General features: G+C 40.2%; 19 protein-coding genes. 12 read left to right on the top strand and 7 right to left on the bottom strand.

From position 1 onward, the window contains the following. Positions 1–3: 3 nt before the first annotated feature. The 4 genes from PL9631_RS10680 (at position 4) to PL9631_RS10695 (ending at position 7,147) form a co-directional block, all read left to right on the top strand. Entirely contained in the window at positions 4–2,817 is a 2,814-nt protein-coding gene (locus PL9631_RS10680) for a hybrid sensor histidine kinase/response regulator (RefSeq protein WP_197046328.1), read from the top strand. A 46-nt stretch (positions 2,818–2,863) separates the two neighbouring features. Continuing rightward, a complete protein-coding gene (locus tag PL9631_RS10685) occupies positions 2,864–5,614 on the top strand; it encodes a hybrid sensor histidine kinase/response regulator (RefSeq protein ID WP_197046329.1) in 2,751 nt (916 codons plus the stop codon). Between the two features lie 125 nt (positions 5,615–5,739). Further along, positions 5,740–6,351: a PH domain-containing protein gene (locus PL9631_RS10690; protein WP_083620052.1), complete on the top strand. Its 612-nt coding sequence runs from the start codon at positions 5,740–5,742 to the stop codon at positions 6,349–6,351. Between the two features lie 43 nt (positions 6,352–6,394). Then, entirely contained in the window at positions 6,395–7,147 is a 753-nt protein-coding gene (locus tag PL9631_RS10695) for a cobalt-precorrin-6A reductase (protein WP_083620055.1), read from the top strand. A gap of 67 nt (positions 7,148–7,214) precedes the next feature. Here PL9631_RS10695 and cbiE read toward each other — a convergent pair whose 3' ends face one another. Further along, a complete protein-coding gene (gene cbiE, locus PL9631_RS10700) occupies positions 7,215–8,441 on the bottom strand; it encodes a precorrin-6y C5,15-methyltransferase (decarboxylating) subunit CbiE (protein WP_083620057.1) in 1,227 nt (408 codons plus the stop codon). Positions 8,442–8,702: 261 nt separating this feature from the next. Between cbiE and cobG the strand changes: the two genes are divergently transcribed. Genes cobG through cobJ form a run of 4 tightly spaced genes read left to right on the top strand, consistent with a single transcriptional unit; the run spans position 8,703 to position 12,960 of the window. Next, complete coding sequence (gene cobG / locus PL9631_RS10705; protein WP_083620060.1) at positions 8,703–10,133, top strand: precorrin-3B synthase; 1,431 nt, start codon at positions 8,703–8,705, stop codon at positions 10,131–10,133. Between the two features lie 24 nt (positions 10,134–10,157). Continuing rightward, positions 10,158–10,787, top strand: a complete 630-nt coding sequence (locus PL9631_RS10710; RefSeq protein WP_083620062.1) for a precorrin-8X methylmutase — start codon at positions 10,158–10,160, stop codon at positions 10,785–10,787. Further along, positions 10,784–11,488 carry a precorrin-2 C(20)-methyltransferase gene (gene cobI / locus PL9631_RS10715; RefSeq protein ID WP_083620065.1) on the top strand — a complete coding sequence of 235 codons (705 nt, stop codon included), beginning with the start codon at positions 10,784–10,786 and terminating at the stop codon, positions 11,486–11,488. The genes PL9631_RS10710 and cobI overlap by 4 nt, the downstream gene beginning before the upstream one ends. Further along, positions 11,485–12,960, top strand: coding sequence for a precorrin-3B C(17)-methyltransferase (gene cobJ, locus PL9631_RS10720; protein ID WP_083620068.1), 1,476 nt, complete (start codon positions 11,485–11,487; stop codon positions 12,958–12,960). Before cobI ends, cobJ begins: the two co-directional genes overlap by 4 nt. Positions 12,961–13,024: 64 nt before the next feature. On the opposite strand, the gene PL9631_RS10725 is transcribed toward cobJ, so the two are convergent. The 6 genes from PL9631_RS10725 to PL9631_RS10750 all read right to left on the bottom strand — a co-directional run bounded on the left by PL9631_RS10725 (position 13,025) and on the right by PL9631_RS10750 (position 20,353). Then, positions 13,025–14,119 carry a glycerol dehydrogenase gene (locus tag PL9631_RS10725; protein WP_083620071.1) on the bottom strand — a complete coding sequence of 365 codons (1,095 nt, stop codon included), beginning with the start codon at positions 14,117–14,119 and terminating at the stop codon, positions 13,025–13,027. Between the two features lie 371 nt (positions 14,120–14,490). After that, positions 14,491–15,621 carry a hypothetical protein gene (locus PL9631_RS10730; protein ID WP_083620074.1) on the bottom strand — a complete coding sequence of 377 codons (1,131 nt, stop codon included), beginning with the start codon at positions 15,619–15,621 and terminating at the stop codon, positions 14,491–14,493. Between the two features lie 243 nt (positions 15,622–15,864). Continuing rightward, positions 15,865–16,809, bottom strand: coding sequence for a GDP-L-fucose synthase family protein (locus PL9631_RS10735; protein ID WP_083620076.1), 945 nt, complete (start codon positions 16,807–16,809; stop codon positions 15,865–15,867). Positions 16,810–16,835: 26 nt separating this feature from the next. Beyond that, positions 16,836–17,864: a GDP-mannose 4,6-dehydratase gene (gmd, locus tag PL9631_RS10740; protein WP_083620079.1), complete on the bottom strand. Its 1,029-nt coding sequence runs from the start codon at positions 17,862–17,864 to the stop codon at positions 16,836–16,838. 356 nt (positions 17,865–18,220) lie between these two features. Then, on the bottom strand, positions 18,221–18,955 hold the full coding sequence (locus PL9631_RS10745) for a sugar transferase (protein ID WP_083620082.1): 735 nt from the start codon (positions 18,953–18,955) through the stop codon (positions 18,221–18,223). A 240-nt stretch (positions 18,956–19,195) separates the two neighbouring features. Beyond that, positions 19,196–20,353 (bottom strand): glycosyltransferase, encoded by a 1,158-nt coding sequence (locus PL9631_RS10750; protein WP_083620085.1) that lies wholly within the window; start codon positions 20,351–20,353, stop codon positions 19,196–19,198. 420 nt (positions 20,354–20,773) lie between these two features. Between PL9631_RS10750 and PL9631_RS10755 the strand changes: the two genes are divergently transcribed. From PL9631_RS10755 to PL9631_RS10770, 4 genes are all read left to right on the top strand, one after another. Further along, the gene (locus tag PL9631_RS10755) at positions 20,774–22,777 is read left to right on the top strand and encodes a PAS domain-containing sensor histidine kinase (protein ID WP_083620087.1); all 2,004 of its coding nucleotides are present in this window, start codon (positions 20,774–20,776) and stop codon (positions 22,775–22,777) included. 197 nt (positions 22,778–22,974) lie between these two features. Further along, a complete protein-coding gene (clpX, locus tag PL9631_RS10760) occupies positions 22,975–24,321 on the top strand; it encodes an ATP-dependent protease ATP-binding subunit ClpX (RefSeq protein ID WP_083620090.1) in 1,347 nt (448 codons plus the stop codon). 121 nt (positions 24,322–24,442) lie between these two features. Further along, positions 24,443–26,074 (top strand): serpin family protein, encoded by a 1,632-nt coding sequence (locus PL9631_RS10765; protein WP_197046331.1) that lies wholly within the window; start codon positions 24,443–24,445, stop codon positions 26,072–26,074. A gap of 86 nt (positions 26,075–26,160) precedes the next feature. Then, on the top strand, positions 26,161–26,523 hold the full coding sequence (locus PL9631_RS10770; protein WP_083620243.1) for a DUF4087 domain-containing protein: 363 nt from the start codon (positions 26,161–26,163) through the stop codon (positions 26,521–26,523). Positions 26,524–26,595 lie beyond the last annotated feature (72 nt).

A 26,595-nucleotide genomic window follows, 5' to 3' on the forward strand; every position in this document is an offset into this window, starting at 1 on the left:
TTAATGATGACTAGCGATCGCGCCGATAAAACCCCAAAAACTCGACAAATTCCCCTAAGATTACTGCTAATTGTCCCTTTTGTCCTGCAAATTGTGGGCGCTGTGGGATTAGTCGGTTATCTTTCCTATCGCAGTGGACAAGAAGCAGTGGAAGATATGGCAACATCTTTGATGTCAGAAATCGGCGATCGCATTGAACAAAACTTAAACAGCTATCTCAAAGCACCCGAACAACTTACTCAAACTAATGCCTCCCTCATCCGTCAAGGAATTTTAGATTACCAAAATTTACCAGTTCTGCAAACACACTTTGCCCAGCAATTACAAATTTTTCCTAGTGTCAGTAATGCGTTTATTTCTAACGAAAGAAAAGATTTTATATCAGTTTCACGATCTGCATCTGATCAGCTTACCGTTAGGATTTTAGATACTTCAAAAAGTAAAAATTTCTATCGTTACCTAGCAGATATCACAGGTAAAACTCATGAGTTACTGGATATTAGGACTGACTATAATCCCCATAATGACCCTCCTGGGGGGAAGCCTTGGTATCGTGCTGCAAAGGAAGCGAAGACGGGAAATTGGAATATTGTGGTCAGCTTAGCACGGGGAAAAGATCACCCACTTCTGCTTTCAGCTTATTATTTGCCATTTAAAGATGTACAGGGAAAATTTCAAGGGGTACTTGTTTCTGGTCTATATTTAACTCAGTTTGGAGACTTTCTTCAAGGTCTAAAATTTGGGGATACAGGGCAAGCATTTTTAATAGATCAACAAGGAAAAATGATTGCTAATTCTATTAATGAAGTACCATTTATAACTACCGCTAAAAGTAAATTATCTCAAAATGTTAATGCTAGTTCCCGCCGCTTAAAAGCAACAGCTAGTAAAAATAAAATCACTCGCTTAACCTCCCAATATTTAACAGATAACTTTCAACTAGAAAGTATTCAAAATATTCAAAAACTTAATTTGTCATTGGATGGTCAGAAATATTTTGTGCAGGTTCTTCCAGTCAGCAAACAGAATTTAAACTGGTTAACAGTTATTGTTATTCCTGAATCTGACTTCATGGAACATATCCAGGAAAATGCCCATTTAACAATTGTCTTGTGTGGCCTAACTCTTATTGTTGCCACAATAATTGGTATTCTCACTGCACGATGGATTACTAAACCAATTTTACGATTAAGTCAAGCAAGTCAGGCTTTAGCATTAGGAGAATGGCAAAAGTCTGATCAAGAAAATGATTTAATAAGAACTAAAAATATTACAGAGATATCAACTCTTGCCAATTCATTTAATAGTATGGCAATTCAGTTACAAACATCTTTTGAAACTTTAGAAAATCGAGTAGAAGAACGCACCGCAGAATTAGTTATTGCTAAGGAAAAAGCAGAAGTAGCAAATCAGGCAAAAAGTACATTTATTGCGAATATGAGCCATGAATTGCGGAGTCCATTAAATGCAATTATTGGTTTTTCCCAATTAATGTTACGCACCAAAAATTTACCTTCTGAACAATACGAAAATGCGGGAATTATTCAACGAAGTGGGGAATATTTATTAACTTTAATTAATAATGTTTTAGATTTTTCTAAAATTGAAGCTCAAAAAACTACTCTGAATCAAAAGGATTTTGACCTCTATCAATTGTTAGATGATTTGGAAGATATGTTACATTTAAGGGCGTTTAATGGCGGATTAGAATTAATATTTGATCGGGGTGAAAATTTACCGCGTTATATTTATGGTGACGGGATAAAATTACGTCAAGTTTTATTAAATTTATTAGGCAACGCGATTAAATTTACATCTCAAGGTGAAGTGATTTTAAGGGTTAATAGCCAGGAAAATAAAGAGAACCAAAATCAGACTTTAAATTTTCAAATTAGCGACACAGGTAAAGGAATTTCTCAAGCAGAATTAACTAAATTATTCGAGGCATTTTCCCAAACCGAATCAGGACGAGAATCCCAAGAAGGAACGGGATTAGGATTAGCGATTAGTCGTCAATTTGTGCAGTTAATGGGAGGAGATATTACGGTAGAGAGTGAATTAGGGAAAGGTACAACTTTTCAATTTTCGATTGTGGTACAATTAGGTCAAGAATTAACTAAAATTGAACAAATTAATTCCCAATGGGTATTAGCACTAGCACCCGATCAACCGACTTACAAAATTTTGACGGTAGATGATAAAGCGATTAATTGCCAATTATTAACAAAATTACTTTCCCCTTTAGGATTTGAGGTTAAACAAGCCAGTAATGGACAGGAAGCTATTAATATTTGGCAAGAATGGCAACCTCATTTAATATTTATGGATATGAGAATGCCTGTAATGGATGGTTATGAAGCTACTAAATATATTAAGTCAACTACTCAAGGTAATGCTACCGCGATTATTGCTTTAACTGCCAGTGTTTTAGAAGAAGAAAAAGCGATTACTTTATCAGCAGGATGTGATGATTTTATGAGAAAACCCTTTAAAGAATCTACAATTTTTGAAATCTTAACAAAGCATTTAGGAGTCAAATATATTTATGAAAATATGACAGATGGGAATAGTAAAATAGGAGAAACAATTCATGAATTACCCCAACTAACTACAGAACAATTCCAAATAATGCCCCAAGCATGGCTGCTCAGATTATATCAAGCAGTTCTCGAAGCAGATGAGCAGCAAATCATGAGATTAATCTCAGAAATTCCTGAAACCGAAGCTGCTTTAGCTAAAATCTTGACTAAACTGGTGCGTCAATATCAATTTGAACAAATTATTGATTTAATCGAACCTTTAATAATGGACAATTGACAAGCGATAATTGATAATTTTTATAAATAAAATTCCTGATTACTTAATGATGACTAGCGATCGCACCTCAAAACAAAAAAAAACTCGACAAATCCCCCTGAGATTAGTATTAATAATCCCCTTTATTTTACAAATTGTGGGAGCAGTAGGATTAGTTGGTTATGTTTCACTACGCAATGGACAAAAAGCGGTTAACGAAGTAGCAACTCAACTACGTCAACAAATTTCAGTACAGATAGATGGGGAAATAAAACAATATATTAATACGCCACATATTCTCAATGAAATTAATGCCGCCTCTTTAGCCGAAGGTAAATTTGATATGGCGAAAGCCAGTAATGCTAGACAATTATTAATCCAAGTCAAAAAATTTCCTTTTATTTATTCATTTTATTGTGGTAATTCTCAAGGACAGTATTTGGGTGTATCGAACCGTGACACAGCGTTATATCTGGCAGCTAGTAATCAGGAAACCAATTATCTTTTTCACCGATATAGAATAGATGATTGGGGTAATCGGAAAGAAATTAATAAAAAATTGCGAAAGTTTGATCCTCGTCAACGCCCTTGGTATCTTTCCGCCGTGAAGGCAGGTAAACCGATCTGGAGTGAACTATACCTAGATTTTGCAACGGGAGAGCCGACAATTACTGCTAGTGAACCTGTCTATGACCAAAAAGGAAACTTGATCGGTGTTTGTGGTGATGATGTGATTTTTAGTAAAAATTTAAGGAATTTTTTAAGGAGTCTGACTATTGGTAAAACAGGACAGGCATTTGTGATGGATCGATCTGGTTTAATCATTTCTAGTTCGACTCAAGAACCATTAACTATGGGAAAAGATAGGGAGAAAACCTTAATTAAAGCATTGGCAAGCAGTAACTCTTTAATCCGTGAGACATCTCAATATTTGCAGCAGCATTTTGGTGACTTTACACATATTCAAAAATCAGAACAGTTAGATTTTAATTGGAAGGGTCAACGACAGTTTATACAGGTATTACCATTAAATGATCATAGAGGAATTAATTGGATTATTGTTGTGGTGATTCCAGAAGCCGATTTTATGGAACAAATTAATGAGAATACTCATTCAACTCTGATTCTGAGTTTATTTGCTTTAATAATCGCTACAGGATTAGGAATTATTACCTCAAATTTAATTACTGCACCAATACGCAGATTAAGTCAAGCTAGTAGTGCGCTCGCTGATGGTGAATTTAATCAGGTTGTCGAAATCAAAGGAGTTTCTGAGATCGAAACTCTAGCTGATTCTTTTAATCAAATGGCAAAACAGTTACAAGAATCTTTTGAAACCTTAGAAAATCGAGTAGAAGAACGCACCGCAGAATTATCTATTGCTAAGGAAAAAGCAGAAGTTGCTAATCAAGCAAAAAGTACCTTCATTGCCAATATGAGCCATGAATTGCGGAGTCCATTAAACGCCATTATTGGTTTTTCTCAGTTAATGTTACGCACAAAAAATCTACCTTCTGAACAATATAAAAATGCCGGAATTATTCAACGAAGTGGTGATTATTTATTAAATTTAATTAATAATGTCTTAGATTTTGCCAAAATTGAAGCCCAAAAAACTACTTTAAATCAAAAAGATGTTGATCTAGATCAATTATTAGATGATTTGCAAGATATGCTTCATCTGATGGCGTTTAATGCCGGATTAGAATTAATCTTTGATCGGGGTGAAAATTTACCGCGTTATATTTATGCTGATGACGTAAAATTACGTCAGGTTTTACTGAATTTATTAGGCAACGCGATTAAATTCACATCTCAAGGTGAAGTGATTTTAAGGGTTAATAGCCAGGAAAATAAAGAGAACCAAAATCAGACTTTAAATTTTCAAATTAGCGACACAGGTAAAGGAATTTCTCAAGCAGAATTAACTAAATTATTCGAGGCATTTTCCCAAACCGAATCAGGACGAGAATCCCAAGAAGGAACGGGATTAGGATTAGCGATTAGTCGTCAATTTGTGCAGTTAATGGGAGGAGATATTACGGTAGAGAGTGAATTAGGGAAAGGTACAACTTTTCAATTTTCGATTGTGGTACAATTAGGTCAAGAATTAACTAAAATTGAACAAATTAATTCCCAATGGGTATTAGCACTAGCACCCGATCAACCGACTTACAAAATTTTGACGGTAGATGATAAAGCGATTAATTGCCAATTATTAACAAAATTACTTTCCCCTTTAGGATTTGAGGTTAAACAAGCCAGTAATGGACAGGAAGCTATTAATATTTGGCAAGAATGGCAACCTCATTTAATATTTATGGATATGAGAATGCCTGTAATGGATGGTTATGAAGCTACTAAATATATTAAGTCAACTACTCAAGGTAATGCTACCGCGATTATTGCTTTAACTGCCAGTGTTTTAGAAGAAGAAAAAGCGATTACTTTATCAGCAGGATGTGATGATTTTATGAGAAAACCCTTTAAAGAATCTACAATTTTTGAAATCTTAACAAAGCATTTAGGAGTCAAATATATTTATGAAAATATGACAGATGGGAATAGTAAAATAGGAGAAACAATTCATGAATTACCCCAACTAACTACAGAACAATTTCAAATCATGCCCCAAGCATGGCTGCTCAGATTATATCAAGCAGTTCTCGAAGCAGATGAGCAGCAAATCGTGAGATTAATCTCAGAAATTCCCGAAACCGAAGCTGCTTTCCCTAAAAGTTTGACTAAACTGGTGCGTCAATTTCAATTTGAGCAAATTATTGATTTAATCGAACCTCTTGTTGAAGATTCTAATTAATTAGATAGATAAGTATTTATACTGATCTATCGAAATTTATGTAGTACAGTCTGTTGCTCTTTTAAAGTGTGGAATGTCGGATATAATTAAGTTAATGTTATTCATGCGATCGCAGAGGCAAATATATGTTCAAAAATATTGCGGCGGATGTTTTGGGTTTAAGTGATATTGGTGCTGTCATCCAACCCAAAGACTATGACAAAGTAGATACCGATGATTATATCATCCAGGAAGAAGGGGAAAAAATCTATTTTCTAATTAAGTCAAAAACCGATGAATATTGCTTTACTAATCGCGCTTTGATTCATCTTGATGGCACTTCTGCTGTTAGCAAAAAACGCTTGCTACACCGTTTTAGTTACAATCATCATATCATTAAAAATGTGAAGCTAGAAACAGCAGGAACTTTAGATATGGACATTGAAATCAAATTTACTATGGGTGAACATTCCTATTCCATTGATGTTGGTAAAGCCTTTATCGAAAAACTTAAAGACTTGTATAAAGCATTAATTACAATATCAGCCATTCAGCATGAAAATGCGATTTATTACGAATATGCTAAAACCAGCTTAAATACAGCAACAAACGCCATTAACCGTTCTACAACTGCCTCCGCTTTAGAAGAACAATTTAAAGCAATTAACCAGTATGCTTTTCATTGGCTCGATCAAGCTCATAAAACTTATGTTCGTAAAGACTTTGGCGATATTTTCGAGAAATTTATTAACAATTAAAGTAAGATAGAAATAACTTTTTTCTGTGTTGCTTGCTATACTTATGAGTCATCAAAAAAGAGTCTTAATTTTAGGCGGAACGACCGAAGCGGTAGCAATAGCAACTCAAATTAATCAAATTCCGGGTGTGGAGGCGATCGCTTCTTTAGCAGGTCGAACTCAGCAACCTGTGACTCAAACTAGCCAGGTTTCTTTTCGGATCGGAGGGTTTGGGGGAGTGGCTGGATTAGCAGATTATCTAAGCCAAGAACACATTGATCTGTTAATTGATGCTACCCATCCTTTTGCCGCCCAAATTTCTTTTAATGCTGCTCAAGCCACCTCTAAATCTGGGATTCCCCGATTAATGCTAATTCGTCCCGCTTGGAAACCAGTATTAGGAGATCACTGGATTGAGGTAAACACAAATCAAGCCGCGGCGAAGGCCTTACCAGGGTTAGCTGAACGCATATTTCTTACCATTGGTCGGCAAGAACTCCCCGCTTATGCCCATATAAAAAATATCTGGTTTTTGATGCGGATGATTGACCCTCCTGAACCCAATTTACCCATCCCCCCCGGACAGTTAATTTTGCAACGGGGGCCGTTTTCTTTGGAGTCAGAGCGATCGCTTTTACAAAAACATCAAATCGGGGCAATTGTTAGTAAAAATAGTGGAGGTGATGCGACTTATGCCAAGATTATCGCCGCCCGGGAGTTAGGATTACCCATTGTCATGATACAACGTCCCCCGGTTCCTGAAGGAGAGACCGTTACGGATGTAGAAAGTGTTCTTTCCTGGGTGAAAAACCAATAATCAAACTCAATTAAATTATATCTGTCAATAACGTTCGTGAATCGATAATGTTTCAATTTAGATATTTTCAAGGTTTTAAAACAACCCATTGAGTTACGGGAGCCATGGCTTTCCAGCCTAAAAATTTGCCTATCGGTTCAGCCCTTTGAATCCCGATGCGAATTAGTTCTCCCCCTAATTTACTGTACCATTGAAATATGATTAATTCACTTTCTACGGTAACAGCATTAGCAACCAAACGACCGCCCGAGGGTAAGGCTTGCCAACAGGTTTCTAAAAGTTCGGGGACTGTAATTCCCCCACCGATAAAAATAGCATTAGGTTGGGGTAAATCTTGGAGGGCGATCGGCGCTTTTCCCGCCACAATTTTGAGGTTAGGAGTTCCCAAGGCCGTTGCATTATCAGCAATATATTGTAATCGGGTGGGGTGCTGTTCGATCGCAATACTTTGGCAACGGCGATCGCTTCGCATCCACTCAATCCCAATGGAGCCACAACCCGCCCCCACATCCCACAGCAGTTGTCCGGGTAGGGGAGCCAGGGCCGCCAGGGTAATCGCCCGTACTTCCCTTTTCGTTAATTGTCCGTCATGGCGATAGGCAAGATCGGGCAGTCCCGGGAGGCGAGGGGGAAAAGAGAGGGTTGGGGAGGAAATACAGGTAATGGCGATCGCATTCAAATCCGCGATATCCGTGGCATTCCAAGCGCCGGCAGTCCCTTCAATTCGGCGTTCTTGGGTTCCTCCTAGATGTTCTAACACGACCATCGGACTCTCCCCAAAACCCTGTTGGGTTAGCAGTTGGGCGACGATCGCGGGGGTTTGTCGATCAGCACTGAGCACTAATAGTTTAGCCCCTGGATACAGTATCGCATTTAACAAAGCCACAGGGCGACCACATAAACTCAAGGTTTCTACCTCCGTAAGTGACCAACCCAAACGACTACAGGCGAGGCTAAAGGTAGACGGAGAGGGAATAATCGTTATTTCGTTGATCGGAATATGACGAGTTAGGGTAACGCCAATGCCATAACACATCGGATCACCACTGGCTAAAACACAGACAGCCTGACCGCGACGATGAACAATCTCATTAATTGAATTTTCAATCGGAGAAGACCAAAGAATTTTTTCTTGCTTATCTTCTTGAGGAAGCATGGCAAGATGACGTTCACCGCCAACAATTACAGAGGCAAGGGAGAGGAGACTCCGGCCTACGGAGGTTAAGTCCTCTAGTCCATTGTCCCCAATTCCCACAACCGATAGCCATGGATGCTGCTGATCCTGATCGCTCATAATTAAAAAAATTATTGTCAACTATAGTCTATGGTATAATTTCCTAGCTTGTTGTTGGGAAAGTCCGGTGAGATTCCGTTACTGTGCCGCAACTGTAATCAAGGAAAAAATAATTGGATTCTACCTTTTTACCTTTTCCCTTGCGAGTCAGAATGCCAATTTCAAGCGGTTCAAGATTGGATAGAAACACGGTTTTCAACTAATAGCAAAAAAACCCTTGTTTCTAACTAATTCTCTGCGTCGCATGGAGAAAAAACAACTGTGAATTGGTTAGTTAAATCAAATGTTTGTCCGGGGTTATTTTATGGGACTCCCGCCCAAGATGGGTTTTTAATTCGTATTCGCACCCCTGGGGGATGGCTGAATGCTCAACAAGGGAAATTGATCGCCCAATTACTCCAAGAGTGGGGAAGTGAAACCCTACAAGTCACAAATCGAGGGAATTTGCAAATTCGGGCGGTACAAACTTCCCCCAGTTTAGACGTATTTCAAACCTTACAAAACCTGGGGTTAGCCGCATCCGATCCTCGGATCGATCACCTGCGGAATATTATGGCTAGTCCCACCGCCGGAATTGATCCTCAAGAATTAATTGATACTCGTCCATTAGTTGAAAAATTAGATTATTTTATTCAGAATCATCCCTCAATTATTGAACTGAGTCCTAAATTTAGTATTGGCATTGATGGCGGGGGAAAAGTGGGAATTGGAACCCGTTCACCGATTGCGTGGGAACACCGTTATAATGAAATTCAACTCTTAGCAATTGCTCTTGAGCATCCTATCAATTCAACCTCTGATATTTATTTCCAGTTAGCCCTCGGAGGGGATAAAAATTTATATCCTACCCCAATATTAATTAAGCCAGAAAACTGTTTGTCTGTAGTAGAATCTTTGGTTAACGTTTATATCGATTATGTTCAGAAAAATCCATCTCCAACGGGTAAACAATATCGGATGAAACACTTACTTAAAGATTGGGGAGTGGAAAAATATCTGCAAGCGGTTAATGCTAATTTAGAGCATCCCTTAACTCTAATTTCTGACGCAGAAAAGACAGTATTAAAAACTTTAAATCCCTTACCCTCTCAACCCTATGCCCATTTAGGAATTCATCCCCAAAAACCAGCCGGATTATCCTATTTAGGCTTATCCTTAAAATTAGGAAAATTGACGGCAGATCAACTATTGCAATTAGTAGAAATCTCCGAAACTTTTGGAAGTGGTCAGTTACGTTTAACTCCTTGGCAGACTATTTTAATTCCCGATATTCCCAATCAAAAAGTACCAGAATTATTGCCCAAACTCGCCCCATTCGGATTATCGAATTCTTTAGTTGATGCGGCAATTGTCGCCTGTGCGGGAAAACCCGGGTGTGCGGCGGCGGCAACTGCAACTCAAATCCATGCTTTAATATTAGGAGATTATCTCAAGGAACAGTTAACGCTGAATTCCCCCGTGAATATTCATTTAACCGGTTGTGATAAATTATGCGCCCAACCGAGTCCGGCAGAAATTACACTTCTAGGAACAACAATTGAACAAAATGGCAAAAGAGTTGAGGGGTATCAAGTTTATATTGGCAAGGGTCAAGCATCGTTAAATCATCAAGTGGGTGAGGGAAAACTGGTTGATATTCTTCCATTAATTAAAAAAGTTTGTGTTGATATCAATAAAACCCAACCCGAATAATTTTTTAAACATCAAACAATTAATATGCTGGATTACCTGCGAAATGGTGACGATATTTATAGAAAATCCTTTGCGATGATTCGCGCTGAAACTCCCTTAGAAAATCTATCCCAGGATTTAGCTCATGTGGCAGTGCGTTTGATTCATTCCTGTGGAATGACCGATATTGTTAAGGATTTAGAAGCCTCATCCGATGCGGTAAAAATTGGACGGGATGCCCTTACAAATGGGGCTAAAATTCTCTGTGATTCTCAGATGGTTGCTAATGGGATTACCCGCAAAAGACTCCCTCAAAATAACCCGATTATTTGTACCCTGAATCATCCAGAAGTTCCCGAAATAGCCCATCGAATTAATAATACCAGATCGGCCGCGGCGTTAGAATTATGGAAACCGGATTTAGCCGGGGCTGTAGTTGCCATTGGCAATGCTCCCACCGCCCTATTTCGCTTACTAGAATTACTGGATTTGGGAATAGCAAAACCCGCCCTAATTTTGGGTTTTCCCGTGGGGTTTGTGGGGGCAGAAGAATCAAAAGCCGAATTAGCAGCCAATAGTCGCGGCGTTCCCTTTATCACCCTGCACGGACGGCGGGGGGGAAGTGCGATCGCAGCCGCAGCAGTCAACGCCTTAGCAAAGGAAAACGAATTATGAGCCCATTAGGACGACTTTATGGATTGGGTATTGGCCCTGGAGATCCCGAATTACTCACCCTCAAAGCCCACCGCATTCTAACCGCCGTGCCGGTCATTGCCTATCCGACCTTAGAAAATGGCAAGGTTTTGGCCCGGGCGATCGTGGCTGATTTTATTCGCCCCGATCAAATTGAAATTCCCATGCCCCTACCCTTTAGTGTGGAGCGCAGTTCCCAACCCTATTATGATATCGCGGCCGAAAAGATTGCCGAACAGTTGAGTCTGGGGCGAGATGTGGCGGTGCTTTGTGTGGGCGATCCCATGCTGTATGGCAGTTTTATGTATATCTTTAATCGCCTAGCGGGGCGGTTTGCCATTGAAGTTGTCCCCGGAATTTCTTCGGTGATGGCCAGTGCCGCCATGTTGGGCGTGCCGATCACCTATCGCAATGATGTTTTTAGCATTATGCCCGGCACATTGGAGGCGGAAATATTGCGCGATCGCCTTTCCAAAGTTGACGCGGCGGCTATTATTAAATTAGGCCGACATTTTGCTAAAGTTCGGGATATTTTAGAGGAATTAGGGTTATTAAATCGCGCCCTTTATATCGAAAGAGCTACTTTACCAAATCAGAAAATTATTCCGATTACTGAAGTTGATCCTGAAGCTGTCACCTATTGGTCATTAATTTTAGTTCCGAGTATCACCCAACCGCAATGAAACCACCTGCTATTATTATTCTAACAGAAACCAGTATAAAAGTTGCTCGGAAAATTCAAGAGGGCATCGGTTCAGGGATGATTTATGGTTTAATTAATCGTACCCAATCGGCGGATTTAACCTATACTAATTTTGGGGAAACGGTGCGAGAATTATTCCAAACGGGAACACCGATAATTGGAGTTTGTGCGGCGGGAATTTTGATTCGGACAATTGCTCCTTTATTAATCAATAAAAATACCGAACCTCCGGTTTTAGCGATCGCGGAAGATGGTAGTGCTGTTGTGCCTTTATTGGGAGGTTTACAAGGAGTAAATGATTTAGCCCGTAAAATTGCTTCAACCCTGAATATTTCCCCGGCAATTACCACCAGTGGCGAGATTAGATTTAAAACCACGTTATTATCTCCCCCGGCGGGTTATCAATTAGTTAATCCCGATGATGCTAAAACTTTTATTGCTGATTTGTTGGGGGGGGAAACAGTAAAATTAATCGGTAAAGCCGACTGGTTAGAAAAGAGTCAGTTACCCTTTACAACTGATGGGAAATTAACTATTGAGATTCGAGATCATAATAGTTTAGAATTAGCAAAACCGAGTTTAAATTCTTTGGTTTATCTCTTAGATCAGGGCAACTCAACGGAGGAAAAAAAGGATTTCTACCCCACTATTCTAGGGTCAGAAAACCCGATTTCCCCGCCAGAAACCGGGCTAAATCCGGGGAAATTAGCGATCGTGGGAACGGGGCCGGGTGCAGTTCGTTGGATGTCCCCAGAAGTGCGAGAGGTGCTGGAAACCGCAACGGATTGGGTGGGTTATAAAACCTATTTAGATTTGGTAGAATCCCTGCGGAAACCGGAAATTATTCGCCATGAATCGGATAATCGGGTGGAATTAGATCGGGCGGAAACGGCCTTAGATTTAGCATCCCAGGGGCGGTCAGTGGTGGTCGTTTCTTCCGGTGATCCGGGGATTTATGCTATGGCGGCGGCGGTGTTTGAGGTATTAGAAAAAAAGGCAAAACCGCAATGGGAAACCCTGGATATTCAGGTATGTCCTGGGATTTCAGCTATGCAAGCGGCGGCGGCGAGTGTGGGAGCCCCGTTAGGACATGATTTTTGTGTGATTTCTTTATCTGATATTCTCAAATCCTGGGAAACTATTGCTAGACGGATTGAGTTAGCAGCAGAAGCGGATTTAGCGATCGCATTTTATAACCCGGTTTCTAAGGATCGGACTTGGCAACTGTTGAAGGCAAAAGAGATTTTATTAAATTGGCGATCGCCCCAAACCCCTATTATTTTAGCCCGTAATTTAGGGAGAAAAGGGCAAACTGTGACGATTAAATTCCTAGAAGAATTAACTGTTGAAGATGCCGATATGCGGACGGTTATTTTAATCGGATCGAGTAAAACTCGGATGATTCAGCAAGGGGAAAAAAAGCCATGGGTTTATACTCCACGTTATCAGTAATCAATGCGATCGCTCTTTATACCTCCCCAAAAAGCGATCGCCCCTAAATTATTAGAAAATCAACCTAGAATTGTTTCCGTCGCCGTCCTTGGGCATCTGCTGCTAACATAGCCGCCAGAACGGTTTCAGGACTGATTTCACAGGGTTCATTATGGATAGTTTCACCCGTACTACAAGCCCGCTCTGCGGCTAATAATAGGCGATCGCGACTGACTCCTTCCAGTCCGATATCCGCCAAAGTCGTAGGCAGTCCGATGGACTCGCAGAAACTGAACACCCGATCGATCACTGGACTCGGGCGATCGGTTAAAATCAACATCGCTAAAACCCCAAAGGCGACTTTTTCACCGTGCCAGAATTTTTGGGTTTCTTCCAAAACCGTAAACCCATTATGAATGGCATGGGCGGCGGCCAGTCCACCACTTTCAAAACCCAACCCACTCAGTAAGGTATTCGCTTCGATTATCCGTTCCAAGGCGGGAGTAACGACCTGTTGTTCACAGGCAATTTTTCCATAAACCCCATATTCGAGCAAGGTTTCATAGCACAAATGGGCCAAACTAAAGGCGGTCATGGGCCCCATGCGTCCGGTCATATTTTTGGCGCGTTTAATTTGACAGTCTTCGGCTTCAAACCAAGTTGCCAGGGCATCTCCCATCCCGGCCACCAAGAACCGTACAGGGGCTTGGGCAATAATATCGGTATCTACCAACACTAAATCAGGGTTGCGCGGTAAGACTAGATAACGCTCCCACACCCCTTCCGGGGTATAAATCACAGATAGGGCACTACAGGGGGCATCGGTGGAAGCAATGGTCGGAACAATCGCCACGGGCAGTTCCAGGTGATAGGCGGTGGCTTTAGCCGTGTCGATGGTTTTTCCGCCGCCAATCCCCACAATTAAATCAACTTCCTGAGTTTTACCTAAACTGACCATGTGTTCAATTTCGCGATCGCAACACTCACCTCCAAAGCGTTCGAGATAAATCTCTATTTTTCCCTGGGTGAATTCTTCAACAATGGGTTGCAATTTCGGAAAAATGACTGGCCCCATCATCACCAGGGCTTTTCGACCTAAACGACTCAATTCTTCACCCAGGAACCGGATGGCATGACTACCTTGAACATATCGGGCTGGGAAAATCGCTGTAGTAATCACGGTTTGCTCCTTGTTCAAAACGAACACTCTTACTCACCGCAGCAGTCAGGAATCTGAAGGAATAACTAATTCTGTTTTAGTTCTAATTCATGTCACTATAGTATTATAAACTATCCCTCTTAAATCAACAAGAATTGACAATAATTTGTTACAATTATTCTGCTAATCAAACGTCTTGAGTTCAAGCTAATTATCCTTGTTCGTTGTTGGGCTTTAGCCCTGTCTTTTTTAGGGGTCTTGGCAGTAACAAACGAAATTCCCCAGTTGTTGGGCTTGAATTCTGTCTTTTTTGGGGACACTCATTCCAACAACAAGGGGTTTATTTGATATTTGTAAAAAAAGGTGCAAAACTTAATTTTAAAATACCCTAATTACACAAAAAACCCATTCCCATTATTAGGGTAAATTGTATTATTCTCGTTACTACTAAACATCATGGGAGACAAGACTTTGCTATAGAGGAGGTCATTATCTTGATGGCTACTGAGCATCACTTCAGGGCGACTGAGTAATGCTTGATTAGGTGTAATCGAATTAGTAATTAAACTTTGAGCTTTTAGACTAATATTATCAAAGTCAACTTCTGTACCTCTGTTTGTATTTAAGTTCATTAAGCGAATCCCCAGGTTTTCACCGGTCAGGGGATCAGCAGCACCAGTTGTAAAGGAAGGTGATTGAGTCGCAGTCCGTAAGCTGGGATTGCTGATAATACCATCAATTAGCGTAATCCCATCGGTGCTCTGGCTCGGTAAAACTATATAGCCTTCACCGGCTAACAGGGTTACGGTACTGACTTCATCCCCTTCGACTACATTATCAGGTATCCCAGTTAGGATGAGTTTGGCTTCGGTGGCACCTGGGGCAATGGTGAGGCCAGCAGGTCTCTTGGTGACCGGATCCATTTGAGTGGTTAGATTTTCACTCTTAGTGTTGCTGACATCTCCCCCGGCATTATCGCTGTCGAGGGCACTGATATTCAGATTCAGCCCGGTGCTGGGTGCAGGCTCACTGAGTTTGATGGTGAAAGTCCCTACCCCACCATTTTCAGCGATCGCATTTGGACTAGCCGTGACACTCACCACGAGTTTCTCAGTCACTGTAATCGCATCGGTGCTAAAGCCGGGTGCAACGGTATAGCCTGTACCGGGTAACAAGCTGAGGGTACTGACTTCATCCCCTTCGACTACATTATCAGGTATGCCTGTCAGGATGAGTCTGGCTTCGGTGGCACCTGGGACAATGGTGAGGGCAGCAGGTTTATTGGTGACCGGATCCATTTGAATGCTTAGATTTGTACTCTTAGTATTGGTGACATCTGGCCCGGCATTATCGCTGTCGAGGGCACTGATATTCAGATTCAGCCCGGTGCTGGGTGCAGGCTCACTGAGTCGGATTATGAAAGCCCCTACCCCACCATTTTCAGAGATGATAGTTCGATTGACTTTGACGCTGACTATGGGATTAGTCGAGGTATCGGCGTTAAGTTGCACGGGATTGCTCATTAATTTTTGATCTCTAATGATAGTGATTAATAATTGATAGTACAGAATAACTTTATAAATTTATCTTTTTGTAATATGAATATTTTTCATTATGAATATGCACCGCCTGCATTTATTAAAATAAAATCCGAGTACCTATCAATAAAGAGGGAATATATTATGAGACTACAAACATATTTTAAAGGACGTTTTTTAATAGTAGAATGGGCATAACCCATCCTACTAAGCCCTATGGGTTAACAATTACTCCCCGTGTTGACGATACCACTCAATGGTATTTTTCAACCCTTCCTTAAAGCCAACTTCTGCCATAAACCCGAATTTTTCTTTAGCTCTAGTTGTATCTAAACAACGGCGAGGTTGACCGTTAGGTTTATCGGTTTCCCAGACAATTTCCCCCTGAAATTCCATTAATTCACAAATCGTTTCTACTAAGTCTTTAATTGTGACTTCGTGATTTGTGCCTAAATTAACTGGGTCGGGTTCATTATATAATTGAGTCGCCATCACAATGCCCCGCCCGGCATCGGTTGAATACAGAAACTCCCGGGTTGGACTGCCATCTCCCCAAACTGGAAGGGTCTGATCTCCCCGTTTTTGAGCTTCATGAACCTTGCGAACTAATGCGGGAATAACATGGGAACTTTTCGGATCAAAATTATCTTCTGGGCCGTATAAATTCACGGGTAACAGATAGATACCGTTAAAACCATACTGTTGACGATAGGATTGTAATTGCACCAATAGGGCTTTTTTAGCAATTCCATAGGGGGCGTTAGTTTCTTCGGGATAACCTTCCCAAAGATCATCTTCTTTGAAAGGAACTGGAGTGAATTTTGGATAGGCGCAAATTGTCCCCACACAGACAAACTTTTTCACCCCCGCACGATAGGCACTTTCAATTAATTGAGTCCCCATCATTAAGTTATCATAAAAAAGTTCGGCGGGTTTGACTAAATTTAAGCCAATTCCACCCACATGGGCTGCTAAATGAATCACAATATCTTGACCCTGAACAACTTTTTGGCAAGCGTCTAAGGTACAAAGATTATACTCCTGAGAACGAGGAATCATAATCTTATTTGGATCAGCGCCCGATTGCAGTAGTTGAGCTACGACTTGACGCCCTAAAAACCCCGCACCTCCTGTTACTAAAATCCGTTTATTTGTTAAATCTAATGGACTCATAAATCTAGCCTCTACTGTATCCGTAATTAATCAAATTGATGGTGGGTTTCTTCAGTTTCTTCTAAGGCTTTGAGATCGGAATCTACCATTAACTTCACCAATTCTTCAAAGGTAACAGTCGGTTCCCAGCCTAATTTTTCTTTGGCTTTAGTGGCGTCACCAATTAAAATATCGACTTCCGCCGGACGCAGATAACGCTCATCAAATTTGACATAATTTTGCCAATCTAAATTAACATGACCAAAGGCAATATCGAGGAATTCCCGAATCGAATGGGTTTCATTGGTAGCAACCACATAATCATCCGGTTCAGAATGTTGGAGCATCAGCCACATAGCTCGAACATAATCTTTAGCATAGCCCCAATCCCGTTTGGAATCCAGATTTCCTAAGTAGATTTCCTTCTGTTTTCCCTTGACAATTCGAGCCACCGCCCGGGTAATTTTGCGGGTAACAAAAGTAGGGCCGCGACGGGGACTTTCATGGTTAAATAAAATCCCATTAGAGGCAAATAAACCATAGGATTCTCGATAGTTTACGGTTTGCCAATGTCCATAAACCTTAGCACAGGCATAGGGACTACGGGGATAAAATGGTGTGGTTTCTTTTTGGGGAATTTCTAACACTTTCCCGAACATTTCCGAGGAACCCGCTTGATAAAATCGGACTTCAATTCCGGTACGTTGTTGATAGTCTCGAATTGCTTCTAATAGACGTAATACCCCCATACCAACGGCATCAACCGTATATTCTGGAGAGTCAAAACTAACCCGAACATGGGATTGAGCACCCAGATTATAAATTTCTACGGGTTTAACTTCTTCAATAATCCGCCGCAAAGTTGTGCCATCGGTTAAATCTCCATAGTGTAGAAATAACCGAGCATCAGGGTTGTGAGAGTCTTTATAAATATGGTCAATGCGTTCGGTATTGAAACTAGAGCATCGGCGGATAATCCCATGGACTTCATAGCCTTTTTCTAGTAACAATTCACTTAAGTATGAGCCATCTTGACCCGTGATTCCAGTAATCAATGCCCGTTTCCGTTCTGTCATTTCAAGAATTCCTTAGAGTTTTGTGGGTTAATATTCCCTGGTTTAATTATATATAATAACTAATCAGGGAAGTGTGTTGATTATGCACCCTAGATATAGATTCAGCGATTTAGTCGTCAAAGTCTTGCTAGACCTTTGAGTGTTCTAGCCGTAGCTACACCCAAATTAACCTGAGATCAGGTTTAATTCAAGGTTAGGATCAATTTCTACTTCTATCCGTTTAATTTAGAAACCGGAGATCTAAACCTAACTTATATCTTCTAGTCTACTTCCATTAGACTCAAAATAAAACCCCTAAACCCATCGATAAAAGAGTTAAGGGGAAATAAAATTACCTATGTATTTTTCTGTTTGAACTAATAAGCTCCATTATTTTTAGGAAAAATCACAATACCAATTGTTTTGATGACAATTCCCAAGTCTGTCCAAAAATTCTTGAAAGTGACATAGTATAAATCCATCTGAACTCGACGCGGATAGGGAATATCATTGCGCCCCGAAACTTGCCATAGTCCAGTGAGTCCAGGTTTAATAGTTAGGATTTTATCCATGTGACGACCATATTTGTGTAGTTCTTCCACCACTAAAGGTCTGGGGCCGACTACACTCATGTCTCCTATTAAAACATTCCAAAATTGGGGAAATTCATCTAAACTTGTCACCCGGAGAAACCGACCTATCCAAGTAATTCTAGGATCATGTTTGAGTTTGAAATTGCTCTGAAATTCCTCTCGCAAATGGGGAGAAGTTTCCATAATTTGCGTTAATATTTCATCGGCATTACTCACCATGGTTCTGAATTTAATGCAGCCGAATAACTGGCGGTTTTTTCCGACTCGTTCCTGTACATAAAAAACTGACCCTGGAGAGCTTAATGCAATCAGCAGAGCCAAAATTAAGTAAACCGGAGCGAATAAAATCAGAACAAACAGAGAGAAGACAATATCAAATAATCGCTTCCAAAATTCCTCATCTACACGCTGTAGAGAGAGGCGTTCAGGTACCGCTCGATAGGCCAAGGGTAAAACCCCTCGCCTTGTGAACCCACGCCGAAGTCCCTTACCAAAGATGAGTTGGCTATTGGCAGTCATCTTACTCCTTCAATTCACACCACACACAGTCCTGATCATAAAGCCTCAAGACACCCAATATAGGTAATTCGGCTTTAGTTCGTCAAAATTCGGATAGAAAATCGTTCCTTTGAGGACGGGAAAACTCAAGGACAGAGGGGGAAACAGCTAAATTTGTTACCCAGAAATCTAAGTATTCTTGGATTTTCAAGCCTCTGCAATCGGGAACGGATTTTCATAAGTCCGAAATTAATTGGCATTTTAGCTGATATTGCCCGATTGAAATTGTTGTAAGCAATGCTCTACGAATCCCAAGTAATGTTCTTGGAATTGTTTCGGGCTAAATTGGGTGGCATTTAATCGAGCCATCTCGGGGTTGAACCTGTCCTTAGACTCCTCAAAGGCTTCTACTGTCTCCACTAGGGCTTCGTCAGTTTGGGCTGAAAATAATAAACCCGTTGCTGAATCTGGATATTGTCGCAGATCTCGCACGGTTTCTAAAGCACCTCCGGCCCCGTAGGCAATTACCGGAGTTCCACAGGCTTGAGCTTCGACTAGGGCGATGCCAAAATCCTCACAGGAGGCATAAACAAAGGCTTTGGCATCCCGCATATACTGGTCTACGACCTCATTGGGTTGCCACCCTAAAACCTGAATATTGGGTTTAGCCATTTGTTGAATGGCGTTCAATTCCGCCCCCGTCCCAATCACAATCAACGGGTATCCTAGGCGGTTAAAGGCTTGGACAATCAAGGAAATTTTTTTATAACTAACCAAACGACAAACCGTTAAGTAAAAATCCTGTTTTTGCGGTTGAAACTGAAAACGTTCTACCTGTACCGGGGGATAAATCACCGTAGCCCGGCGACGATAACAGCGCCAAATTCGTCGGGCTGTATGTTTGGAATTCGCCATAAAATAATCCACCCGGTTCGCCGAGATCACATCCCACTGGCGCAAACGGTGCAGCAGATAGCGGGTAAACACCCCTTGTAGCCCCTTTCCAGCCGAACTGCTGTTCAGGTAGTCAAAGGTTAAATCCCAGGCGTAGCGCATGGGTGTATGGCAGTAACAGAGGTGGAGTTGATGGGGACTGGTAATCACTCCCTTCGCCACCGCATGGGAGGAGGAGAGGATCACGTCATACCCTCGGACATCGAGTTGTTCAATGGCCAGGGGGAGCAAAGGCAGATATTTCTGCACCCCGGAACGCGCTTTGGGGAAATGCTGAAGAAAGGTTGTGCCAATGGAGCGTTGATATAAATAGCTATCGGGGTTGGTGGATTCAAAATCAATTAATGAGTAAACATCCGCCTGAATATGGTTGAGAATTTCCTGGACAACGAGTTCTGAACCTCCCGTTGCCAGGGGTGTTAACCATTCATGAACCATTGCGTATGTTAACGACACAGCAAACATCCATCCGGTGAGAGTGCAAGAATTAATATCCCACAGCTTGGGAATTAGAGGAATATTTTCATTTTCTGTGCCTAAAGGCTGATCAAATTTTTGATTAAGCTAGAATGCAATCGGATTTGTAAATAAAATCCTGGTATCTGTGCCCAAACCCGACTATCCTGTTCTACACTGTTCAGAATTATCGAAGTCATACAGGGTGCAGGGAAAATGTAAGCGACGATACGAATTGACTCCGACTTCTTCCTCAAATTCATGGGGGTCGGAAGAATAGGACTCGGACTTTTATGTAATATCAACCAGAGAATATTGGATTGACGCTGATTAGTGATATATGAGTCGATTTTCCCTTAGTTTGCTATTGGCAAATTACCCGTTAATGGGTTTTTGATTAAACCTTTAGTTCAACCTTTAAACTCTTGAATGATGCCAGAAAAAAAACTTTCCCCAGAATCCTTTATGGGTCAAACCCACTTTCCAGAAGTTGAAACCTGGAAAAATACGACCGTTGACCTTAAAGTTTGGTATGAAAAACAGAAAAACAAACCTCCTGTTTCTGCCGATAGTCCTGAACTCTTGATGCCACAACGGGAAATTTTTGAAGCGATCGCCGAGGTAACTCCTATTCCCATCATGATTAGCCGTCTATCTGATGGCTTAATCTTATACGCTAATTCTTTCTCCAGTCAGTTATTTAATTTCCCCCTGAATCAAATCAAAATTATCACAACTCTGGATTTTTATCCTATTGCCTTAGATCGACAAAAATTAATTGATAAAATTATCACGGAAGGCTATGTTTATAACCATGAATTAGAAGTCAGAAAAACCGATGCAACTCCTTTTTGGGTGATGGGTTCCTTCCAAATTTTACCCTTTCAAGGCGAGCGAGCCATCCTTTCAATTTTCCATGATATTACGGAGCGAAAAAAAACCGAAGCCACCCTACAATTGAGTACAGAACGCCTCTATCGTCAAAATGTTGCCCTACGGGATTTAAGTCGAGAACAAACCCGCAATTCTGATCATATCGATACGGCTATTCGTCAAATTACCGAAACTGCGGCTCATACTTTAGACGTTGACAGAGTGAGTGTTTGGCTCCATAGTGGCTTGGGTGATGCGGTGTCCGATCACGAGCTAGTCAATGATTTAAACGCCGATTTGGGAGATGAAGTTTGGGTTAAAAAAAATGCTTTAGAATGGACTTGTTTAGATTTGTATGAACGTCAAACCCATCATCATTCACCCGATGAATCAGCAATCATTAATCATAATATTTCCCTGTGTTCAAATCCGTTTAATTTGAAAAAATTCTCATTTTATCCTCTCGATTTATTAACTAAATCTTTATCTAAATCATCGGAACTGATTGATAATAGTCTGGCTGCTTTTTTGAGTCACTGTTTAGATCGACCCATTTGGTTAGATGGCAAAATTATTGGGTTTATTTGTGTTGAATATCCCCTCGATCAACAGGACTGTAGCCTAGAAGATCGAATATTTATTGATTCCTTGGCGAATTTAGTCGCCTTAGCGATTGAACGATTTGAACGGATTAAAGCTGAAAAAGCATTAGCTCAGGTCAAAAATGAGCTAGAAATTAGAGTTAAAAAACGCACAAAAGAATTACAAGAAGCTGTTCAACAGTTACGAATAGAAATGGTAGAAAGGTTGAAAGTAGAAGGGATTTTAGAAACGGCTTTACATCAAGCTCAAGCCGCTTCCCAAGCTAAAAGTACCTTCTTAGCAAACATGAGTCATGAGTTACGCACACCTCTACACGCCATTATCGGTTTTAGCGATTTATTACTTGAAGAAGTAGTGGATAAAAAACTCTATGACCTATTACCCGATGTGGAAAAAATTCATCAGTCAGGCTACCATTTACTTACCTTAATTAATGATATTCTAGATTTATGTAAGGTTGAAGCCGGACAAATGCCTTTATCTTTAGAAACCTTTGAAGTGGCTAGTTTTGTTCATGATGTGGTGACTTCCTTACAACCCCTCGCCGAGCAAAATCAAAACACGGTGCAAATTTGTTGTAAAAATAATTTGGATATCATGGAGGGAGATATCACTAAAATTCGACAAATTCTTTATAATGTAATGAGTAATGCTCTAAAATTTACCCATCAGGGGAAAGTCACCCTCAGCCTAAAGCGAGAACAGAATCAAGATTTAGACTGGATTTGTTTTGAAGTCACGGACACCGGAATTGGTATTTCTCGTGAACAGCAGAAAAATTTATTTCAAGCCTTTACCCAAGTTGATAATTCTTTAAGTCGGGAGTATGGCGGCACGGGTTTGGGTTTAGCAATTACCCATCACTATTGCAAAATGCTGGGAGGACAAATCAGCGTTTCTAGCGAACTCGGTGTCGGTTCTAAATTTACAGTTTATCTCCCAACAGCCCCGGTTTAATCTGAACTTTACAAAAAAATAACTAATAATTCCCACGTTTTCTTCATTTAGTGTTAGTTTAGGGAAAGATAGTATGGGATTGATCTGGCGTGTGGATGTTCGGAAATTTACCCCAGTCTCAGTCGTGACCCAATTCAGTCTATCTCCCCTATTTAGGGAAAAACCACCAGCAGTTGTTAATTAAAAATTAATTCAATATGTCCAGATATGATTCTCATTTACGATGTTCGTTCTGCGGTAAATCTCAAGAGCAAGTTCGCAAATTAATTGCAGGCCCTGGTGTTTATATCTGTGATGAATGCGTCGAACTCTGTAACGAGATTTTAGAAGAAGAATTTTCGGACAAAAATCTAGCTACGGCTTCTGTCACAGGACAACCGGGAGTAAGTTCTTCCAAACAGTCTACGAATAAAGGATTTTCTCTGACTTCCATTCCTAAACCCATCGAAATTAAAAACTATTTAGATGATCATGTCATCGGTCAAGATGGGGCAAAAAAAGTGCTATCCGTTGCGGTTTATAATCACTATAAACGCCTGAGTGTAGAAAAGTTAAAAGCTTCTGAAACCGAGGCTGATGATGCTATAGAATTACAAAAAGCCAATATCCTATTGATGGGGCCAACCGGTTGCGGTAAAACCTTACTCGCCCAATCTTTAGCCAAATTATTAGATGTTCCCTTTGCCGTTGCCGATGCGACAACCTTAACCGAAGCCGGTTATGTTGGGGATGATGTGGAAAATATTTTATTGCGGTTATTACAGGTTGCTGATTTTGATATTGAAGCCGCACAACAAGGGATTATTTATATTGATGAAATTGATAAAATAGCCCGCAAAAGTGAAAATACCTCCATCACCCGAGATGTGTCTGGAGAAGGGGTACAACAAGCCCTATTAAAAATGTTAGAAGGAACAGTAGTTAATGTTCCTCCCCAGGGCGGACGTAAGCATCCCTATCAAGATTTTATCCAAATTGATACTAGCAAAATTCTATTTGTCTGTGGCGGCGCTTTCGTGGGTTTAGAAAAACTAATTGAACAACGTTTAGGCAAAAAATCCCTCGGTTTTGTGCAGTCCAGAGAAGATCCTAAAACTCCGATTGCTCCCCTCCAGTCCGACGAAGTTTTGTATCATGTTCAACCGGAAGATTTAGTAAGATTTGGCTTAATTCCTGAGTTTATTGGCCGCCTTCCCGTTTTAACTCGGGTTTCTCCTTTAGATGAAGGGGCATTAATGCAAATTTTAACCGAGCCGAGTAATGCTTTAGTTAAACAATATAAAAAGCTATTACGCATGGATAATGTCCGGTTAGAATTTGAACCCGAAGCGTTAAAAGCTATTGCCAAAGAAGCCTTCCGTCGCAAAACCGGGGCGCGAGCCTTACGGGGAATTTTAGAGGAATTAATGTTAGAAGTCATGTATGAAATTCCCTCCAGAAAGGATGTGGTTCACTGTGTGATCACCCAAGAAATGGTAGAAAAACGTTCCACAGCCGAAATATTATGGCATCCCGCTTGGCATCGACAACATGAGTCGGCATAATTAACATTGATGGGCGGGTGATGTCACAAACGTGAAGGTATTTCAATAACCCGCCCCTTTGATTTGTTTTTTTGTAGGCTTTAACCTCCTGTAGTTCCGCAAACTAATGAGTATATTTCCTATGATCAACTCCTTAAATCCAGTGAGTGATGCAATTAATAGCTTGGGGTTGAATTTATATCATCAACTCAGCCAAGATAATAAAAATAAACCTAACAATCTATTTTTGTCCCCTTACTCTATTTTTATTCCGTTATTAATGGCATTAGAAGGAGCAAATGGGGAAACGGCTCAACAAATGAGAGCGGTTTTATGTTTGCCAGAAAATGTAAGTAATGCTGAGTCTTTAGATTCGCCTTGGTTAACAGAAAATGTTCATCCTATGGTTGCAGAATTAACTCGAAATTTAATCAACTTAGTTACAGAATCTTCTGAAAATAAACTAGCAATTAATAATCAAATTAAAGAATTAGAAGAAAATCTTAAACTGATTCAAAAACAATCCGACGATTATCGTCATTTAAGTTATGAAGCCGAGATGAATTATAGTAAACAACGTCAAATTATTCATGAACAGTGCTACGAAAACTATAACCAAGTTAAAGCTATAACTGATCCTAAAATTAAACAAGAACAAGCAGAAATTGAGCAACATCTTAAAGAGATTGGTAAACAAGCACAAGAACTTTATAAGATCAGACTTCAAGAATTACAAAAGCAACCGAATGCCCAAACTTTAGAATATTATAGAAGTTATCAAGAGCACTTATGGCAAGAAGAACAATCAACTGCTGAACAATTAAATTTGCTTTATAAGCAAGGTATACCTGTAGAAATTGCGATCGCCAATAGTATTTGGCAAGAAAAAAAAGTGGATTTTAAACCAACTTTTTTAGAAACTTTAAATCAATTCTATGGTGAAGTTGTCCATCCTGTAGATTTTACACAATCCGAACAAGTTAGGCTAGAAATTAACCAGTGGATTGAAAATAATACTGGACAAAAAATCAAAGATTGCTTAAAACCTGAAGATATTAATCCTACTACTATCCTAGTTTTAATCAATGCGATTTATTTTCGAGGCAATTGGCTGCATGAATTTAATCCTCAAAATACCCATGACCAGGATTTTACTCAATTAGAGGGGACAAAAATAAAAATTCCCTTTATGAACATGAGAGAAGAAAAATTTAACTATGGTTGCTTTAATGTTGAGCAGGGTGAAAAAAGTAAATTTTTTCAAACAAGATTGGATGAACAGGAAAGAGTACCCCAGGTACAAATCATTGAGTTACCGTATCGGAATCAGCAATTCTCAATGGTGATTCTACTTCCTGCTGCTCATGATCAACTGCCCTTTTTGGAATCCCAATTAAGTTATGAAAAACTGAATCAATGGCTAGCTCAACTTTCGCCTACTTCCTGTAATTTACTGATGCCAAAATTCAAAATTGAGACTAGATTTTCCTTAAAAAAATATTTATCCGATTTAGGAATGCCCCGGGCTTTTAACGCAAATGCTCAATTTCAAAAAATGTATGATGGTGAGATTCAGATTGATGAAGTTATTCACCAAACCTTTTTAGAAGTGGATGAAGAAGGAACGAAAGCGGCGGCTGTTACTGCATTAATCTCCAGGTGCTTTTCTGTACCCGATTATGAGGATTTCTATGCAGATCAACCCTTTTTGTTTTTTATTCGCGATCGCAATACAGATCTAATTTTATTCTTAGGAAGATTTATGGGTTGTTGATATCTTTTTAGGCTTGCTATAATTCCATTTTATATTAACATGATTAGAAGGTGTGGAGCCCGATGTTAGTCAAAAGAAATCAAACAATGAAAAAAAACCTTCTGCTTCCTGTAGTTGTTTCATCTCTTTTTACTGTTATTCTACCCGCTAACGCCCTAGAAACCCGATGTGGGTGGTTAATAAATCCTACTCCCGCCAATTGGTATTTAAAAGACACAGACGGGACTTGGACTCTTTCGGTTCAGGGGGGATATCAAGCCAGTGGAATGGAAAATATCCCCGATCTTGATAGGACAGAATATGTCAAAACCAATGGCAATTATGGATATGCCTGTGCCTGTTTAGATGTGGATACCGACAGTAACCAAATGAGAATTACTCGGGTTCAAAACACTGAACAATTACCGCTTTCCACTTGTGAGCAAGATGCTAATTTACCGGCTTGGTGACCCGGATCAAAAACTCAAGATATACTTGATACAAAAGCCCATACTGATCTATGAAGTGAGCTTTCGTTGAAT

It is taken from the genome of Planktothrix paucivesiculata PCC 9631, assembly GCF_900009265.2.
Lineage (GTDB): Bacteria > Cyanobacteriota > Cyanobacteriia > Cyanobacteriales > Microcoleaceae > Planktothrix > Planktothrix paucivesiculata.